The 17,668-nt window shown below is 71.8% G+C and carries 18 protein-coding genes; 10 read left to right on the top strand and 8 right to left on the bottom strand.

What is annotated here, in order from left to right:
* Positions 1-107: 107 nt before the first annotated feature.
* Positions 108-1,349 carry a GNAT family N-acetyltransferase gene (locus AB0C66_RS31535; RefSeq protein WP_362446333.1) on the top strand — a complete coding sequence of 414 codons (1,242 nt, stop codon included), beginning with the start codon at positions 108-110 and terminating at the stop codon, positions 1,347-1,349.
* A 376-nt stretch (positions 1,350-1,725) separates the two neighbouring features.
* Here the strand turns inward: AB0C66_RS31535 and AB0C66_RS31530 are convergent, their stop codons facing one another.
* From AB0C66_RS31530 to AB0C66_RS31520, 3 genes are all read right to left on the bottom strand, one after another.
* Positions 1,726-2,472, bottom strand: a complete 747-nt coding sequence (locus AB0C66_RS31530; protein ID WP_362446330.1) for an alpha/beta fold hydrolase — start codon at positions 2,470-2,472, stop codon at positions 1,726-1,728.
* Between the two features lie 153 nt (positions 2,473-2,625).
* Complete coding sequence (locus AB0C66_RS31525) at positions 2,626-3,084, bottom strand: hypothetical protein (protein WP_362446327.1); 459 nt, start codon at positions 3,082-3,084, stop codon at positions 2,626-2,628.
* 166 nt (positions 3,085-3,250) lie between these two features.
* A complete protein-coding gene (locus AB0C66_RS31520) occupies positions 3,251-3,868 on the bottom strand; it encodes a hypothetical protein (protein ID WP_362446324.1) in 618 nt (205 codons plus the stop codon).
* A gap of 162 nt (positions 3,869-4,030) precedes the next feature.
* Between AB0C66_RS31520 and AB0C66_RS31515 the strand changes: the two genes are divergently transcribed.
* The 6 genes from AB0C66_RS31515 (at position 4,031) to AB0C66_RS31490 (ending at position 9,769) form a co-directional block, all read left to right on the top strand.
* Complete coding sequence (locus AB0C66_RS31515) at positions 4,031-5,206, top strand: FAD-dependent oxidoreductase (RefSeq protein ID WP_362446322.1); 1,176 nt, start codon at positions 4,031-4,033, stop codon at positions 5,204-5,206.
* Entirely contained in the window at positions 5,203-5,496 is a 294-nt protein-coding gene (locus AB0C66_RS31510; protein ID WP_362446319.1) for a (2Fe-2S)-binding protein, read from the top strand. Before AB0C66_RS31515 ends, AB0C66_RS31510 begins: the two co-directional genes overlap by 4 nt.
* Positions 5,477-6,919: an NAD(P)/FAD-dependent oxidoreductase gene (locus AB0C66_RS31505; protein WP_362446317.1), complete on the top strand. Its 1,443-nt coding sequence runs from the start codon at positions 5,477-5,479 to the stop codon at positions 6,917-6,919. The genes AB0C66_RS31510 and AB0C66_RS31505 overlap by 20 nt, the downstream gene beginning before the upstream one ends.
* A gap of 102 nt (positions 6,920-7,021) precedes the next feature.
* Positions 7,022-7,927, top strand: a complete 906-nt coding sequence (locus tag AB0C66_RS31500) for a dihydrodipicolinate synthase family protein (RefSeq protein ID WP_362446314.1) — start codon at positions 7,022-7,024, stop codon at positions 7,925-7,927.
* A gap of 2 nt (positions 7,928-7,929) precedes the next feature.
* Positions 7,930-8,931: a proline racemase family protein gene (locus AB0C66_RS31495; protein WP_362446311.1), complete on the top strand. Its 1,002-nt coding sequence runs from the start codon at positions 7,930-7,932 to the stop codon at positions 8,929-8,931.
* A 130-nt stretch (positions 8,932-9,061) separates the two neighbouring features.
* Positions 9,062-9,769 (top strand): GntR family transcriptional regulator, encoded by a 708-nt coding sequence (locus AB0C66_RS31490; RefSeq protein WP_362446308.1) that lies wholly within the window; start codon positions 9,062-9,064, stop codon positions 9,767-9,769.
* Positions 9,770-9,854: 85 nt separating this feature from the next.
* Here the strand turns inward: AB0C66_RS31490 and AB0C66_RS31485 are convergent, their stop codons facing one another.
* The 3 genes from AB0C66_RS31485 to AB0C66_RS31475 all read right to left on the bottom strand — a co-directional run bounded on the left by AB0C66_RS31485 (position 9,855) and on the right by AB0C66_RS31475 (position 12,748).
* Positions 9,855-11,225, bottom strand: a complete 1,371-nt coding sequence (locus tag AB0C66_RS31485) for a phytase (RefSeq protein WP_362446305.1) — start codon at positions 11,223-11,225, stop codon at positions 9,855-9,857.
* A gap of 141 nt (positions 11,226-11,366) precedes the next feature.
* Positions 11,367-11,909: an ester cyclase gene (locus AB0C66_RS31480; RefSeq protein ID WP_362446302.1), complete on the bottom strand. Its 543-nt coding sequence runs from the start codon at positions 11,907-11,909 to the stop codon at positions 11,367-11,369.
* Positions 11,906-12,748 (bottom strand): class I SAM-dependent methyltransferase, encoded by an 843-nt coding sequence (locus tag AB0C66_RS31475; RefSeq protein ID WP_362446299.1) that lies wholly within the window; start codon positions 12,746-12,748, stop codon positions 11,906-11,908. Before AB0C66_RS31475 ends, AB0C66_RS31480 begins: the two co-directional genes overlap by 4 nt.
* Positions 12,749-13,034: 286 nt before the next feature.
* Between AB0C66_RS31475 and AB0C66_RS31470 the strand changes: the two genes are divergently transcribed.
* Positions 13,035-13,916, top strand: coding sequence for a fructosamine kinase family protein (locus AB0C66_RS31470; RefSeq protein ID WP_362446296.1), 882 nt, complete (start codon positions 13,035-13,037; stop codon positions 13,914-13,916).
* A 34-nt stretch (positions 13,917-13,950) separates the two neighbouring features.
* Here AB0C66_RS31470 and AB0C66_RS31465 read toward each other — a convergent pair whose 3' ends face one another.
* A complete protein-coding gene (locus AB0C66_RS31465) occupies positions 13,951-14,895 on the bottom strand; it encodes an SDR family oxidoreductase (RefSeq protein WP_362446293.1) in 945 nt (314 codons plus the stop codon).
* Between the two features lie 327 nt (positions 14,896-15,222).
* Here AB0C66_RS31465 and AB0C66_RS31460 point away from each other — a divergent pair, with 327 nt between their 5' ends.
* Positions 15,223-16,557, top strand: coding sequence for an MFS transporter (locus AB0C66_RS31460; protein WP_362446290.1), 1,335 nt, complete (start codon positions 15,223-15,225; stop codon positions 16,555-16,557).
* A gap of 96 nt (positions 16,558-16,653) precedes the next feature.
* Here the strand turns inward: AB0C66_RS31460 and AB0C66_RS31455 are convergent, their stop codons facing one another.
* Entirely contained in the window at positions 16,654-16,935 is a 282-nt protein-coding gene (locus tag AB0C66_RS31455; protein ID WP_362446287.1) for an antibiotic biosynthesis monooxygenase, read from the bottom strand.
* Positions 16,936-17,112: 177 nt separating this feature from the next.
* Here AB0C66_RS31455 and AB0C66_RS31450 point away from each other — a divergent pair, with 177 nt between their 5' ends.
* The gene (locus AB0C66_RS31450; RefSeq protein ID WP_362446284.1) at positions 17,113-17,661 is read left to right on the top strand and encodes a helix-turn-helix domain-containing protein; all 549 of its coding nucleotides are present in this window, start codon (positions 17,113-17,115) and stop codon (positions 17,659-17,661) included.
* The last annotated feature ends 7 nt before the right edge of the window (positions 17,662-17,668 follow it).

The following is a 17,668-nucleotide window of genomic DNA, read 5'->3' as shown; positions in this document are numbered from 1 at the left end:
CTCAAGATCCTTCCGAAAGGATGCCGAATCCGGTATTGACGGAGAGTCATCGCGATGGAGCGCTCTGCGGTACGGTGGGTTTGATCGTCGCAGATTGGGGAGACTTGGTGGACTCATCTGGCCGCGATTTCGACCAGGGCGCGCCTTCCGCACTCACCGTCCATTCGTATTCCGATCCCGCGGAAATCTCCCGGGAGTGGTGGGAGAGCCTGTCCCATCCCTCGGCCTATCTCGGTTTCGACTGGTTACGCGCCCGGAGCGCGACCATTCACGGGAAGCCGCGGTTCATCGGGGTGGCGGGGCCGGACGGCGAAGCGTTATTGGGCGCGCCCGCCTTTCTCACCGACAGCTCCTCCCACCCCGCATATGACCCGGCGCGCTTTCTGGGCATGGCCGACCTCCCGGAGGAGGACATCGCGGCCGAGCCCGGGGCCGCGGCGGCGCTGGCGCGGCTGCGCGGGCGGCTCGAGGACCGGGCGTCCGGCCCGTCCGTGGTGAGCGGCTCGCCGGGGCGGATGGGGGGCGTCAGTTACGCCGGAGCGCTGTCCCCGGAGGGCCGCCGGGACGCCCTGGGACTCGCGGCGGCCGAGCTGGAGCGGCAGGCCGAGGCCGCGTCGGCGGAGCTGGTCTGCTGGGTCTACGTGATCGAGGACGCCGACGGGACCGCCGACACGGTGCTGCGGGAGCGGGGGTACACCCGGGTTTCGGTGGGCGCGGACTGCCACCTTCCGATCACCTGGGACAGCTTCGACGGGTATCTGCGCGGCTTCGGCGCCAAGCGCCGTCGGTCGATCCAGCGGGAGGTGCGGGCATTCACCGAGGCGGGGGTGACCGTCGAGCGGCATGGCGTGGAGGCCCTGGACCGGGAATTGGCCGGTCTGGAGCTCCAGTGGCGCCGGAAATACGACAGAAAGGCCGATCTGGAGGCCACCGTCAGCGATTACCGGGAACTGCGGGAGCATGTCGGGGACGCAATGACGGTCTTCGTCGCCCGGCGGCAGGGGCGGGCGCTGGGATTTGTGACGTTCATCGAGGACGGGCCGGTGTGGTGGGCCCGTTTTCCCGGATTCGACTATTCCGCCGGGTCGGAGGATATCTACCTCTATTTCAACCTCGTCTTTTACCATCCGATCCGGGTGGCGATCGGCGAGGGGATTTCCTCGATCTCGTACTCGATGGGCTCCTACGAGACGAAATGCAGCCGGGGGTGCTCACCGCGTCACCTCCTTGCCTATGTGCGCACCGCCGACGACGCCTCCCTGGCCGCCGACCTGGAGGTGGCCGACCGCGTCCAGCACCGGCGCTTCGACCGGATCGCACGGGCCCACACCCACCGCGGCCGGGGGTGACCGGTGGGGAGACACGACGAGGACGGCGAGGTGTCGAAGAACCGCACTGCCGCGCCCCGGGCGGCGTCGAACCCCACAGCGGCGCAGGAAGCGGGCGGCGTCCGCGCCGGGGCTAGGGGTTCTCCTGGAGGGTCAGCCCGTAGTAGTCGACGTGGTACCCCCCGACCCGCTGTGCGTGGTCCGCCCGGCACGGCGCTGAGTGTCCGGACGCCCAGGACACCGGTTCCGGCCGGGAGGCGGGGCCGGTCCAGCGCGCCTGTGCCGGCGGGCCCACACAGCGGTGGCGGCTGCCGACGCCCTGGACCGGTGGAACACACCGGCGCATCCGGGAAGAGGGGGTCGCTCACGTCACGGCGACCGTCCGGCTGCGCCGGTGTCAGATCCGGTTCGGCGCGGGCGAGTCGAGGGCGTCCGTGATGAGGCCGGACGCGGTGGCGCCGTCCGGTGCGAGGAGCTCGGCCACCGCGATGCCCGCCGTACGGTGCCAGACGCCGCCGCGCCGCAGCATCGCGTGGTCGCCACCCGTGATGAGCAGGGTGCCGGCCCGCGCGCCGTCCTCACGGGCCCGGCGGACCAGCTCGGCCGAGGCGTGCGGATCGGTCGTACGGTCGCGGTCCCCGTGCAGGATGACCGTGGTGCTGCCGCGCAGCTGCGCCACCGGCTCACCCTCCGGGCACCACGGGGCCAGCGCCACGACCCCCTTCACCCGCGGGTCGGCGGCGGCGCGCAGGGCGGCCCGGCCGCCCATGGAATGTCCGATGAGCACCACCGGCACCTCACCGGCGTGCCGGGCCAGTTCGGCGAGCGCCCGTTCGGTGTCCCGCACGGGGTCGGCCAACGTGCCGTTCCAGCCACGGTGGCGATAGCGGACGGTACCGATGAAGAGCCGCCGGTCCGGCGCCGCGCGGTCCACCACCCGCGGGAACGGGCGCATCCGGACCGCCGCAGGCTGCCAGGGACGGGCGGGCCCGCGGCCGTACTCCTGGCCGCCGTGCAGCACCAGCACGGCGGCGTCGGCGTCCACGGGGGCGCTGACGACGCGCAGGGCGGATCCGTCCGGTGACGGCGGCCCTGCCGCGCCGGGCACCCCGTCGTCCGTCGCCCGCCGTGGTCGTCCTCGCATCGTGTCCCGTCCCTCCTGGGATGGCTGCCCGCCGGGCCCGACGGTTCCCAGCCTGCTCCGGGCCTCCCCGGAGCGTGTCACTCCATGCCGGTATTGTCGCGGGTCACACGAGTCTGTCGGCGCTGCCGAAACGCGGGATCGGCACCGGGTCGGTTACGGATGTACCGTCCTGGCCGAGAAGTACGCGTTGGACGACGGCAGGAACATCGGCGCGATCGCGCCGATGGCCAGCACATCCGGCACGGCCCCGATCATCTCGTCCCGGGGGTAGCCGCTCATGCTCAGACTGTTGAGGAGGAACAGTGCGCTGAGGGCCGTGGCGGCGGCGAGCACCATCCGCGCCCAGTTGTGCCCCTCGCGCATTCTGCGGGCGAGAAGCAGCCAGATCACGCTGATCACGCCCAAGGCGCTTCCCGAGAGGGCGAGTTGCTGGATGGCCTTGGGCTGCCCGACCTCGTTCCGCATCTCCTCGTACCCGGTGGGATCGATGACGAAGGAGCCCAGCACCCACGCGACCAGTTGGAGCGCGATGGCAGCGAGGGAGAGGAAGAAGGCGGTCTCCACGTGTGGGGGGCGCCCGTCGTGGCGTGCTCCCGGGCTGCGGCTGATCATTCCGTTTCCCTCCGCTGACGGCCCGTTCGGCCGAGGTTCCGTCCGTGCGTCCGGCAAGACCTCCAACCGGGGCTCGAGGTTCCCTCCGGGGCGATTGCGGAGTCCGAACGCTCCGGTGCGTCACGGACCGTGACACACCGGAGCGCCAACGGGCGGGCAACGGGCGTCAGTTCGGCAGCTGCCCCAGCGCCGCTATCAGCCTGACGGGCATGAACGCCGGCCAGTGCGGCCGGCCCACCAGGTAGGACACATAACCCAGGGACCTGCTCGCCGTGATCTCGTCGGTGGTCTCGGCCTGGTACACGAGCCGGCAGTCGCGTGAGGTGTCCCGGGCGCGTTCCCACAGGGCCGCGGCGGGCTTGCGCTCGGCTTCCGTCCGCGGGGTGAGGATCCGGTCACCGAAGTCGGACCAGGTGAAGGGGCGTGAGTCCGCCCAGTCCTCGGCGACCACCTTCTTGAGTTCCGCCGCCCGTTCGGCGTCGGTGTTCCCCCAGGCGGAGGGGACGTTGGTGATCAGGCCGACGGGTATGTGCCGGGCCCGCAGCGCCCGAAGGTGCTCGGCCGCGCCGGGCAGATAACGGATGCTGCCGTCCTCGGCCGTGTGGATCAGCGTCTCACCGAGGTCGAAGTACACGACCACACAACCGCGGTGCCCCTTCGCGGCGTTGTCCTGCGGTAAGCGCTCGGCGCCCTGTGCCGCGGTGGCCGACACGGCCACCGCGGTCAGACCACCGAGGGCCATCAGCAGCCGTGCGGTGATCTTCCGGGCAGGTGTCCTCGTCATGGCGGATGCCCTTTTCTCTGTGGGGGGTTACCGGTTCGTGTGCGGACACGACGGGCGGCCGCGCCATGCACACGTCATAGCGTCATACCCCGTGATCGCCGAAAACGTGCATCACTTGGTGAGACCTCTGGCATTATCAGTGGTATATGACATGATGCCGAGGTGACTGATACGTCTTCCCGTCCCGATGTCCTGGTCATCGGAGCAGGTGTCGTGGGAGCCGCGTGTGCGTATTACTGCACGGCCGCCGGGCTACGGGTCCGCGTCGTGGAGCGCGGCGCGGTCGGTGGCGGCACCAGCGGCACGGGCGAGGGAAACCTGCTGGTCTCGGACAAGGAGCCGGGTCCGGAGCTGGAGTTGGCGCTGCTGGCGTCCCGGCTCTGGTGTGACCTCGCCGAGGAGCTGGGCGCCGGGGCGCTGGAGTACGAGGCCAAAGGCGGGGTCGTGGTCGCCGGATCGACGGCGACCGCCGAGGGGCTGCGGCGGTTCACCGTGGGGCAGCGGGCGAGCGGGGTCGACGCCGTCGACATCGGGCCGGACGAGCTGTGCGCGCTGGAGCCGCGGGTGACCCGGGAGGCGGTCGGCGGCGCGTACTATCCGCAGGACGCCCAGGTCCAGCCCGTGCTGGCCACCGCCCAACTGCTGCGCCACGCGCGCCGACGCGGGGCACAGGTCCACTGCTCCACCCGGGTGACCGGATTTGTACGCGACCGGCGCGGCGCGGTGATCGGCGTACGGACCGACTCCCCCACCGTGCCGGTGCTGCACGCCCGCTGGGTGATCAACGCCGCGGGCACCTGGGCCGGGGAGCTCGCCGGGATGGCCGGGGCGCCGGTGCCGGTGCTGCCGCGCCGGGGCTTCGTCCTGGTGACCGAACCGCTGCCGCGGGTGGTGCGGCACAAGGTCTACACGGCGGAGTACGTGGCCAATGTCGCCAGCAGCGACGCGGGGCTGGAGACCTCGGTGGTGGTCGAGGGCACCCGGGGCGGGACGGTGCTGATCGGCGCCAGCCGGGAGCGGGTCGGCTTCGACCGCGAGATGTCACTGCCGGTGCTGCGGAAGCTGGCCGCGCAGGCGATCGGGCTCTTCCCCTTCCTGTCCGGGGTCTCGCTCCTGCGCAGCTATCTGGGCTTCCGCCCGTACTGCCCCGACCACCTCCCCGTCATCGGGGCGGATCCGCGCGCTCCCGGTCTGCTGCACGCCTGCGGCCATGAGGGGGCCGGGATCGGCCTGGCGAGCGCCACCGGCCATCTGCTGGCCCAGCAACTCACCGGCGCCGGGCCCGACCTGGACCTGACGCCGTTCCGTCCACAGCGCTTCGAGGAGGCCGCCGCATGAGCACGCCCCCGTTCACCTTCACCTTCACCTTCACCTTCGACGAGCGGGCCGTCCCCGCGGAGCCGGGGCAGAGTGTCGCCGCAGCGCTGATCGCCTCCGGGATACGCTCGTGGCGGACCACCCGCGTCGAAGGGCGGCCCCGCGGTGTCTTCTGCGGTATCGGTGTGTGCTTCGACTGTCTGGTGACCATCAACGGAAGCCCCAACCAGCGCGCTTGTGTGATCGAGGCGCGGCCCGGTGACGTGGTGTGCACGCAGGAGGGAGCGGGCCGTGCCGACCTCGCCTGCTGAGCCCGGCCGCATCGCCTGCTACGACATCGCCGTCCTCGGGGCCGGGCCCGCCGGGCTGTCGGCGGCGGTGGCCGCCGCCGCGCGGGGCGCCCGTACCGCGCTGGTGGACGCGGGTGCGCGTCCCGGCGGACAGTACTGGCGTCATCGCGCCGGTGACGACGGCGCCTCGCATCACGGCTGGGGCCACTTCCAGCGGCTGCGCCACGGGATGGACGCTCACCGGGATCTGCTGGACCAGCTGGCCGGTCACTCCGTCTGGCATGTCGAGCGCACCGGCGCCGGGTTCACCGTCCACGCCCTCCACGAGGGAAGGCCGCGGGAGATCCCTGCCCGGACGGTGGTCGTGGCGACCGGCGCCTACGACCGTCAGCTGCCGTTCCCCGGCTGGACCACCCCCGGCGTCTTCACCGCGGGAGCCGTGCAGGCACTCCTCAAGGGGCAGGGGGTCGTGGCCGGACGGCGCATCGCGGTCGCGGGCACCGGACCGTTCCTGCTGCCGGTGGCGGCGGGGCTGGCCGACGCCGGAGCCCGGGTGGTGGGGGTGTTCGAGGCCGGACGCCCCACCGCGTTCGGCCGCCATCCCCTCGCCGTCGTCCGCAACGCCGCGAAACTGGCCGAGGGCGCCGGGTATCTGCGGACGCTCGCCCGGCACCGTATCCCCTACCGCACCCGCACCACCGTCGTGGCCGCCCATGGCACGGACTCCGTCACCGGGGTGACGGTGGCCCGGCTGGACTCCGGGTGGCGGATCGTGCCCGGCAGTGCGCACGAGCTCGACTGCGACACGGTGGCGGTCGGCTACGGCTTCACCCCGCAGACCGAGATCGCCGTACAGCTGGGCTGCGCGATGGAGCGTGACGGGGACGGCAGTCTGGTGGCCCGGGTGGACACCCGGCAGCGCTCCACCGTGCACGGTGTCTATATCGCGGGCGAGGCGTGCGGTGTCGGTGGCGCGCAGCTCTCGGCGGTCGAGGGCGAGTTGGCGGGGCTGCATGCCGCGTACACCACCACGGGCGCCGCGCCCGACCGCCGGAGGGTGGCCCGGCTGCTGCGGCGGCGCACCGCCCAGCGGCCCTTCGCCGCCGCGATGCACCGGGCGTATCCCGTACCCGGCGGCTGGCGGACATGGCTGGCGGAGGACACCGTGGTCTGCCGGTGCGAAGAGGTCGATGTGGCGGCGGTGCGCCACGCGGTGGAGGAGCTCGGCGCCACCGACCCCCGTACGGTGAAGCTCTGCGCCCGGCCCGGTATGGGTCTGTGCCAGGGCCGGGTGTGCGGCTACGCCACCGCCCATCTGGTGGCGGACGCCAACGGGCGCGAGGTCACGGCGGATGATCTGCGCGGGATGGCGGGCAGGCCCATCGCCCAGCCGCTGCCGCTGGGGGTGCTGGCCGCCGGGACGGAGGAATCCATGAACCCGTGACAGCGCAACCGCCGCTGTGTAATGTGATATTGCACTGCTCGCCTTGCTCAACGAGGACGTCACCATCCACCCCACCCGCGTCACCCGAGAGTGGAGATCCCTATGACACAGGTGAAGCCCTGGCACGGTGTACTCGTCGCGACCGCCCTTCCACTGCGCGAGGGACCGGCCGGCGGTCTGGAGGTCGACTTCGACACCTACGCCGACCATGTCACCTGGCTCGCCGCGAACGGCTGCCACGGCGTCACCCCCAATGGCTCCCTCGGCGAGTACCAGACCCTGTCCGCCGGGGAGCGGGCCCGGGTGGTCACCACCGCCGTCGCCACCGCCCCCGCCGGATTCACCGTGATGCCCGGGGTGGCCGCGTACGGCGCGGACGAGGCCCGCAGCTGGGCGGAGCAGGCCGCCGAGGCGGGTGCCGCCGCCGTGATGCTGCTCCCGCCGAACGCGTACCGCGCCGATGAGCGGGCCGTCGTGGCGCACTACCGGGAAGTGGCGAAGGCCGGGCTCCCGGTCGTCGCCTACAACAATCCGCATGACACCAAGGTCGACCTGGTGCCGGAGCTGCTCGCCGAGCTGTGGCACGAGGGCCTCGTCGTCGCCGTCAAGGAGTTCTCCGGCGATATCCGCCGCTACTACCGGATCAGCGAACTGGCCCCGGGGCTCGATGTGCTGGCCGGTACGGACGACCTGGCGCTGGAGATGGCGATCGCCGGGTCGCCGGGCTGGGTGTCGGGCTACCCCAACGCGTTCCCGCGGGCGTGTGTGGACCTGTGGGAGGCCGCCACCAAGGGCGATCTGTCCGCGGCCCTCCCGCTCTACCGCGTACTGCATCCGCTGCTGCGCTGGGATTCGCGGACCGAGTTCGTGCAGGCCATCAAGGCGAGCATGGACCTGGCCGGACGCTACGGCGGCCCCTGCCGGCAGCCCCGCCTCCCCCTCACCCCGGAACACCGGACGGCGGTGCGCAAGGCGACCGAGGCGGCCCTCGCGGAAGGGCTGGGCTGAGCATGCGCAGCAACCGGGTTTTCCACGCCGTCGATTCGCATACGGAGGGAATGCCCGCCCGGGTCATCACCGGTGGGGTCGGGGTGATTCCGGGCGACACCATGTTCGACCGGCGCCGGTACTTCATCGACCACCTCGACCACCTCCGCAAGCTGCTGATGAACGAGCCGCGCGGCCACGCGGCGATGAGCGGGGCGATCCTCCAGCCGCCCACCCGCCCGGACGCCGACTTCGGCGTGCTGTTCATCGAGACCTCCGGCTGCCTGCCGATGTGCGGGCACGGCACCATCGGTGTGGCCACCGTCCTGGTGGAGACCGGAATGGTGGAGGTCCAGGAGCCCGAGACCACGATCCGGCTGGACACCCCGGCCGGGCTGGTGACCGTCCGTGTCCGGGTCGAGGACGGTGCGGCCCGCTCCGTGACCCTGCGCAACGTTCCCGCGTTCTCGCTGGCCCTGGACCGGACCGTCACGGCAGGTCCGTGGGGAGAGATCGGCTATGACATGGCGTACGGCGGCAACTTCTACGCCATCGTCGAGCTGGCGGAGCTGGGGATCCCGTTCGACCGGTCGCACAAGAACCGGATCATGGAGGCGGGACTCGCCCTGATGGACGCCATCAACGATCAGGACCGACCCGTCCATCCGGGCAACCCCGAGATCAGCGGGGTGCGTCATGTGTATCTGGCGGCGCCCGGATCCACGGCCGCACACTCCCGGCACGCCATGGTCATCCACCCGGGGATGTTCGACCGCTCCCCCTGCGGGACCGGCACCAGCGCCCGGATGGCGCAGCTGTACGCCCGTGGACTGCTGCCGCTGCACACCGAGTTCCGCAATGAGTCGTTCATCGGCACCCACTTCACCGGCACCCTGGTGGAGCGCACCGAGGTGGCCGGGGTGGCGGCGGTGATACCCACGATCAGCGGGAGGGCGTGGATCACCGGCACCGCCCAGTATCTCTACGACCCTGACGATCCGTTCCCGGAGGGGTTCACACTCTGACCGCGGCGCCACCGCGTCACCGCACCATCGCACCACAGCCACCACGCACACCCGGGTGCGGACGAGGCGTCCGTTCCGTATCGCCCCGCGGGTTAGGCTTGGGCGGCCGAGCCAGTGAGGGAGACCGAATATGAACGTGGACGACGGCACGACCGTGCGCCTGCCCTCGTTCCGCGGCCGCCGCAACCTCCGCGAGGAGATCACCGAAACCCTGCGGGGTGCGGTGATAGCGGGAGAGATGAAGCCCGGGGTCGTCTACTCCGCCCCCAGCCTGGCCGAGCAGTTCGGCGTCTCCCCCACCCCGGTGCGTGAGGCCCTGCTCGACCTCGCGAAAGAGGGACTTGTCGAGGTCGTGCGCAACAAGGGCTTCCGGGTCACCGCCCTCTCCCCGGCAGAGCTCGACGAGATCAATGAACTCAGGGCACTTATCGAGGTGCCCACCATCCGCCGGATCACCGAGCGCGGTGTGCCCGCCGCCGTCATCGAGCAACTGCGCCCCCTGGCGGCCGGGATCGAAAAGGCCGCCGAGGACCGGGACTTCATCGCCCATGTCACCATCGACATGCAGTTCCACCTCACCCTCCTGGAGCTGGCCGGTAACGCCCGGCTGCTGGAAACCGTACGGGCGTTGCGCACCAGCTCACGGCTCTACGGGCTGAAGACACTCACCGACAGTGACGCGCTGTTCGACTCCTCCCATGAGCACGCGGAGTTGCTCGACCTGATCGAGGCGGGTGACGCGGAGGGCGCGGAGGCGCTGATGCGCCGCCATATCGGCCATGTGCGGGGGATCTGGAGCGAGAAGAACCCTCCGGACGGCGGGACCGCCCGGATCTGACACACCGTTGGCCGCCGTGCTGGCCACCCCGCCCGGGACCGGTGGCGGGGACCGGTCCCGGTTGGGGTGGATCAGCGGATGGCGGTCAGTCCGTGTCGCGGGGGTCGAATGACGTGGTGTCCACGATCAGCGGCTGCGGGAAGGCGGATGCCACCGCGTCCCACCGCACCAACTTGTATCCGGTGCTCTCCCTGTCCCCGTCCGCCGGGGTGGCCTCGCCGTCCTGGGACACCCACATCCCCTTCGGGAACTTCCCGCCGAGCGGCACATTCACCACGGTGGAGCCGTCCGAGTGCTGCACCCCGTCGGTGGCCCGGCCGTCGGCCACGGTGAACGAACCCACCCAGGCGTTGCCCCGGTCGCGGCGGTAGACGGCGAAGGTGCTGTCACCCTGGCTGGACGCGAGGACGTATCCCTTGCCGTCCTCGGCGTGGTAGACGGTGATCCCCTCGGCGTCGGCCGCGAGGTGGCGGCCGCCGAAACCGGGGTCGGCGGAGGTGTCGATCACACACTCCTCCTCCTCGGTGTCATACGTCCACGGCACCCCGTACTCCCGCACCTTGTCCATGAGCGCGGGGGCACCGAACTCCTCGTCGTCCAGGTCGACCCGCCACACGCCGACGTCTTCCTGGGCCGCGTAGAGGATGTGCTCCTCCTGGTCGACCGCCATGCCCTCGACCTGGGCGTGTTCCCCGGGGTCGGCGCACGGCGTCCACTTCTTGTGGTTCGGCAGGGTGAACGTACCGGGGAGGTCGACGCTGTCCTCGCTCTTGTAGCCGACCTTGCCGTCGTCGTCCTTCAGCTTCAGCAGCGCCATCCGGGTCTCGGCGCGCTGGGACACCACCGCGTAGGCGTCCCCGTCATGGCTGTAGGCGGCCAGACCGTAGGCGGTGTGCTGCTTGTCCACCTCCCCCTCGTCCCCGGCGAAGACCGGCTTGACATCGTCGGAGGTGACATCGCGCAGCGGTGCCTTGCCCTCGGCGAGGGCGGCGCCGTCGATGGCAAAGGCCCGGATCCGGTCCCGGCCGCGGTCGCTCACCAGGGCGAGGTCGGTCTTCTTGCCGTCGAGCTCGAAGCCGTACACCAGGTCCACGTTGTTGAAGCGGCCGGGAGCCGCGTCGTCACCGGGCGCCGCCGGGGCGGCGATGTGCTGGACCCGGCTGCCGTCGAGGCCGTAGACGTCCAGCCCGCCCTCCTTGAGGGTGCCGACGACGAGGCTCTGCCCGGGCTTGTCGGGGTTGACCCACACGGCGGGGTCGTCGGCGTCGGCGTTGCCACCGGCGTCATCGTCGTGGACGGCCGGGGTCTCGGCGTCGGCGGTCACCTTCGACGGGCTGGGGTCCCCGGCCGCCATCGCGGTCGACGCGCAGGCGAGGACCACGAACGCGGCGAGTGCCGTAGTCCGTCGTGAACGGGGGGCGGTGCGGTGAGTGGTTCTGCGGATGGCAGATCTCACGGCTCTCCTTCGGGTGTCGCCGGATCGCGGACAAAACCCTCGGAGCGTAAGGGTGTTCGGTGAACGCCACCGGAACCACGAGCAACAAACGTCCCCTTGGCACCCTCGGGGGCGCGGTGCCGCAGCGCGGAACCGCGCCGGTCATGAGCCAGGGTTCAGCAGGCCGTTGAGGGGGCCGTCGCCCAGCGTGGCGCGCTCGTCGACGATGAAGGGGAGCGGGGTGGAGGTGGTGGCCGCCGGGTCGAGCAGGCCGGTCTGGGCCAGTACGGACGCCTGGTCCCAGTAAATGCGTTCACCGGAGATCCGGGTGCCGTCGAAGGACACCACGGCGACGGCCGCGATGCCGACGGGGCGGCCGCTGGGGGCGATGCCGGGCAGGATCCACGGGACGTCGGAGTCATGGGTGAAGGACACGAACATCTCATCCACGATGCGGTCCTCGCCGGTGGTGCGGGTCAGCGGTGCGATGGCGAAGTCCGCGGGGACATGGCCGATGAACCACCTGCTGTAGAAGTCGCGTACCGCCTCCCGGCCACGGGCACCCATGGCCGTCGGCACATGGAGCACCTCGGGGGCGTCGGTCATCGTGGACATGGTGGCGTCGACGTCGCGGGTCTCGAACTCACTGCTGGTGTGCAGGTCCCAGACGCGCTCGAGTTCCGCGTGGTGGGCGGTGGGGCTCATGGTGCGGCCTCCAGGGGTCTGGCGCCCCAAGCCGTGATCATTCCCGCGGACAGCGCGGCGCAGTCGGATGAGTCGAGTGAGCGGATGGCCATGTCGACCTCGGCGTCGTCCACCCGTCCGGTGGCCACGATCGCCTCCCTGGCCCGGTTCCAGGTCTCCGCCCAGAAACGGCTGATGGGGCTGTTCGGGAGCAGGGGTGGCACCTGGATCTCGGCGGCGACGGAGGTGAGTCCGGCGATACGCAGCAGCTGCGGGTATTCGGGGACCCAGGAGATATCGGTACCGATGGTTGCGCGGAGTCCCTGCCACATGGCGCGCATGACCTTGGTGTACGGCGTCACGGGCGCGGTCGCGGTGGTCAGGTCGATGGCGTCGGAGAGCACCAGCACCCCGCCGGGCAGCAGCAGTTGTGCGAACTTGCCGATCAGCCGACGCCATGACGGCAGGTGCATCAGGACGAACCGGGCGTGGACCAGATGGAATCGGCCCGGGTCGAAATCCGGTGCGGTGATATCCGCCTCCCTGACCTCGAGCCCGGGTACCGGGTGGGCGGCGAGGAAGCGGATATCGCGGTCGACGGCGAGCACGGAGTCGACACTCTGCTCGCTCAGCAGCCGCTGGGCCACGGTCCCGGTCCCGGCGCCCACGTCGAGACAGCGCCACCCCGGACCCGCGCCCAGCTCACGCAGGCGGGCCAGGGTGAGGGAGTCGTACGCGAGCGCGCCGAGGTCGATCCGTTCGTCCTCGCCGCTCTGCCCGGGCGGGAACACATCCTCGCCGTAGTGGCCCGTCGCGCCGGGCCCAGGGTGCTGTGCACCGGGGCTGACACGTGCGCACATCAGTCGGTCACCGCCTCCGTGTGGCGCCCTCGCCGACCGTCGGACGGCCGCCGCGGGCGGCGGATCCCCTTCCATTGTGGCCGAAGTGCTACGGCCCTTCCTGTCGTGGCGGACGGCCCTGTCGTGGCGGACGGCGCGGTCGCCCTACCCTGGTGCCCGTGCACCTCTGTTTCGTCCGCACCGGGAGCATCCGCCGGTCGCCCTCCGCCGCGCGGGTCGCCGCCGGGCACCCGCGCCGGGCCTCGGTGCCCGGACCACTCGCCCGGGTGCGCGAGCGGCGTGCCGCATGATCGCCCGTACGACGGCGGGGGACGCCGAAGGCCCGGGTGCGGCCGCGGCGCGTCTCACCGGCCGCCGGGTGACCACCGAGCGTCCGCTGTCGGGCGCGCTCGCCGAAGTCGCGCTGGGCGATGGGCAGTTGGCCATGGTCAAGCGCGGTGACGCCCCTGACGCGGTACGGGCCGAGGCGGCGGGGCTGCGCTGGCTGGCCGACACCGGTACGGTCCGCGTCCCGGTGGTGTACGGACACGACCACCGCTGGCTGGTCACCGAACGGGTCCCGACCGGCCCGCCGAGCGCCGGGGCCGCGGTGCGGTTCGGCCGCGATCTGGCCGCCCTGCACGCCTCCGGCGCGTCCGCGTTCGGCGCACCGCCGCCCGACGGCCCCGAGGACGCGCATATCGGGCTCGCGTCCATGCGCAATGTGGCGGGCGAGGACTGGCCGCGCTGGTACGCCGAGCACCGGGTGCTGCCGTATCTGCGCCGCGCGGTCGACGACGGCACGGTGCGCTCCGCCGAGGCCGACGTCGTCGAACGGGTCTGTGGGCGACTGCCGGAACTGGCGGGCCCGGCCGAACCGCCCGCCCGGCTGCACGGCGATCTGTGGAACGGCAATGTGCTGTGGGGTGCCGACGGGCAGGTCTGGCTGATCGACCCGGCCGCGCACGGCGGTCACCGGGAGACCGATCTGGCGATGCTCCAGCTGTTCGGCTGCCCGCTGCTGGACCGGGTGCTGGACGGCTACCAGGAGGCGGCGCCGCTGGCCGACGGCTGGCGGGACCGGGTCGGTGTGCACCAGCTCTTCCCGCTCCTGGTGCACACCGTGCTCTTCGGCCGTGGCTACGCCGAGCAGACGCTCGCGGTGGCCCGGGCCGCCGTGGCGCGCTGAGACCGCGGGTCCGGATGGGCACCGGGGGAGCCGGTCAGGGCGCGTCCCAGACATCGGGCCGGGCCCCGTCGACGTCGGTGAAGCCGTACTCCCGGGCGAGTTGGGCGGAGCTCACCGACCGCTGGTTCCACCTGGCCCGTTCGGTGTCCGCGGCCAGCGCGGCGACGGCCCGGCCGACATAGCGCGGTGACTCGGAGGAGGCGAAGGCCGCGGGTGCGGTCGGCCGGCCCTCACCCCGGTCGGGAGCGAGCGCGTCACGCCAATTCGCCTCCGTCACACCGTAGTTGTCGAGCATCATCTCCGAGCGCAGCCAGCCGGGTGTCAGCGCGACCGCGGTGGCTCCGTACGGCGCCAGCTCATGGCCCTGGGAGAAGGCCAGCCGGTTCACGGAGCTCTTCACCAGGTCGTAGAAGACCGAGATGCGGTACCGCTCGGCGTTGTACGCGGCGGTGCCGTCGGTCACCTCGACCAGCAGCCCACCCGGCCTCTCGATCAGCAACGGCAGCAGATGGTGCGAGGTGATGAGGTGTGTTTCGAGGCCGAGCCGGACGATACGCAGCCCGTCGTCGAGACGGTGGTTCCAGATCGGGGTGTTCCAGTCGGCGGGGCCGCCCTTGAGCCGCTCGGCACCCCAGACGTTGTTGACCAGCACATCGATGGTGCCGTGGTCGCGGCGGACGAGCGCGGCCAGCCGGTGCACCTGCTCGGGGTCGAGGTGGTCGGTCCGGACGGCGATCCCGCTACCGCCGAGCCGGGTCACCAGTTCGGCGGTCTCCTCGATGGTCTCGGGCCGGTCGTAGTCCGATCCGCCGGTGCCGGTCACACTGCTGCGTCCGGTGCAGATGACGGTCGCCCCGGCCTCGCCCAGGGCGGCGGCGATACCGCGTCCGGCGCCCCGGGTCGCTCCCGCGACGACGGCGACCCGTCCGCGGAGCGCTCCTGATGACTCGTCCGTGCCGTGATCGAGTGATCGGCTCACCCGATGAGTGTGGCACGGCGCGCGCCTGCGGGCCGTTCGTCGTGCGATGTCACGCCCCACCTCGGAAGGTGGGAACCGGTGAGAACCGTCACAGGTGCTCCCCCGGCCCGGATACGCCGCAGGTCGGGCATGGGATTCCCGGTACTATGTGGCGGCAAGCAACACACCACTCTGCCTGATGCAGAGCTGGCGCGACCGCTCGGCGGCCGCGGTCCTTCTGCCCCCTTTCGGCGCGGACCCGGTATCTACCCCGGTCCTGCGCGAGAGGACAGCTCTCGGCGCACTCCGCGGCGACGCTCGGGTGCGCTACCAGGCGGCAGAAAGGGAATGGCCGTGGCAACCGCGGTCTCCACCACCCCTCCTGTCCGGCGGCCCGAGCCCGCCGACACGCCCGAACCCGTCAAGCGCCCCGGCTACGGGCAGCTGCTGCGCACACCCGGCGCGTGGACGTTCCTGCTGCCCGGCTTCGCCGCCCGGCAGCCGTTCGCGATGCTCACGATCAGCATCGTGCTCCTGGTGCGCCACACCACCGGCTCGTACGGCGTGGCCGGTGCGGTGGCCGCGGTCACCGGTGTCTCGATGGCGCTCTTCGCCCCGCAGGGCGGCAAGTTGGCCGACCGGTACGGACAGCGCGCGGTCCTGGTGCCGGGGGTACTGATCCACGCGGCGTCCGCCGCGCTGCTGACGGCGCTCGCACTGGGACACGCCCCGCTGTGGGCGCTGGTCGCCGCCGCGGTGCCGACGGGCGCCTCCGTTCCGCAGGTCGGCCCCATGGTGCGGGCCCGCTGGGCGGCCACGCTCGGGGACGGATCCGGGCCGGGCGGCCGCCGCAGTCCGCTGCTGGCGACGGCGGCGGCGTTCGAGTCGGTGACGGACGAGCTGACGTTCGTCATCGGCCCGGTGCTGGCGACCGCCCTGAGCACCGGGGTGCATCCCGCCTCCGGGCTGATCGCGGAGGCGGCGCTGACCCTGTCGGGCGGGCTGCTCTTCGCGGCCCAGCGCCGTACCGCACCGCCCGTCGACGCGGCCGCGCAGGGCGCCCGTGAGCGGCGCGCCTCGGCCCTGTCGGTGCCGGGGGTACGGGTCCTCGCCGTGGCGTTCCTGGGGATCGGCTCGGTCTTCGGCGGTATGCAGGTGGCGCTGACGGCCTTCACCCAGGAGCTGGGTGAACCGGGTCTGAACGGTATGCTCTACGGGATCTTCGCCGCGGGCAACATGCTCGCGGGCGTGGCCTGCGGGGCCATCGCGTGGCGCACCTCGCCGCAACGGCGACTGCTTGGCTCCTACGCCGCGCTGGCGCTGACCTGCTCGGCCCTGTGGGCGGTGCACGCCCCGCTGGCGCTTGGCGGGCTCGGGCTGTTGGTCGGCCTGTGCATCGCACCCGCGCTGATCACCGGATACACCCTGGTCGAGCCACTGGTCCCGGCCACGGCGCGGACCGAGGCGTTCACCTGGCTGACCGGCTCGGTGGCGCTGGGCCAGGCCACGGCGGTGACGGTGGCCGGACAGCTGGCCGACGGCCTCGGCGCGAGCGCCGCCTTCACGGTGCCCCTGGGCGGTACGGCGCTGGCCCTGCTGACCGTGGTCGCCCTGCGCGGCCGGATCGCACCGCGGGCGCGGCACGCCACTGTGAGCCGTGCGGGGGCCGCCCTGTCGTCCTGACGGGAGACCGGCCCCGGCACGTCGTGGAGTCGGCCGGTGGTGCTCGGCGGGCCGAGCACCACCGGCCGGCTCGACGCCGAGCGGGGGCGGGCGCCTTCAAGGCGACATCAGCTGGAACACCTCGCGGGGGCGCGCTTCACGTTCATCGAAAACGATGTCCGCCTCCGCCTTCGCCATCACCGCGGAAAGCGCCGAATCCAGCGCTTCCGCGGATTCGCATCGCACCGTCGACACCACCGCGTCCTCGTTCACCCAGCACTCGGCCGACAGACATCCCGGGGAGTCCCGAAAAACCTCGGCGACGCGATGGACGCGGCCGATGAATTCTTCCCGGTGCGAAGGCCGCGGATAGTGGAATGCCACGAGACATGCTTTCACGCTGTTCTCCTTGGGCAGATATCGGCAGGCAGATATCAGCGGATGAAGCCGTGGTCGGCGCCATCGGCGGCCGCCTGGGGTCTCCGTCGACGCCATATATACGCTACCGTATAGTACTCGGCGGCGCCTGGCGGCACCGCCGGACGCCGACCATCAGGGACAGGGGCAGGAAGAGCCATGGGTGCCGAAACCCGAACGCCGCGCGTGAAATGGATCGAGACCGGTCTGCGGGCACTCGCCGACGGCGGTCCCGACGCGGTCCGCGTCGAAGCCCTGGCGAAATCCCTCGGAGTCACCAAGGGCGGCTTTTACGGGTACTTCGCCGACCGGAGCGCCCTGCTGGAGGAAATGCTCGACACCTGGGAGCGGGAAAGCGTCGACGAGCTGCTCGCGCGCGTCGAGCAGGAGGGCGGCGACACCGAGGCCAGGATGCGGAAGGCGGGTGCGCTGGCCTCCGGCGACCGGCTGCTGGGGATCGACCTCGCGGTCCGCGACTGGGCCCGGCGGGACCAGGCGGTCGCGGACCGGCTGCGGCGCGTCGACAACCGGCGCATGGACTATCTGCGCTCCCTGTTCCGCGAGCGCTACAGCGACGAGGACGAGGTCGAGGCGCGCTGCATGCTCTCCTTCTCGCTCGTGGTCGGCAATCACTTCCTGGCCGCGGACCACGGCGGCCGCAGCCGCGACGAGGTCTACGCACTCGCCGTGAAGCTGATCCGGAGCTGATCCGGTC

Source organism: Streptomyces sp. NPDC048636, from assembly GCF_040650655.1.
In the GTDB taxonomy this organism is placed as follows: Bacteria; Actinomycetota; Actinomycetes; order Streptomycetales; family Streptomycetaceae; genus Streptomyces.
Note: the sequence above shows the minus strand (reverse complement) of the source record. Positions and strands in the feature narration are given on the sequence as shown.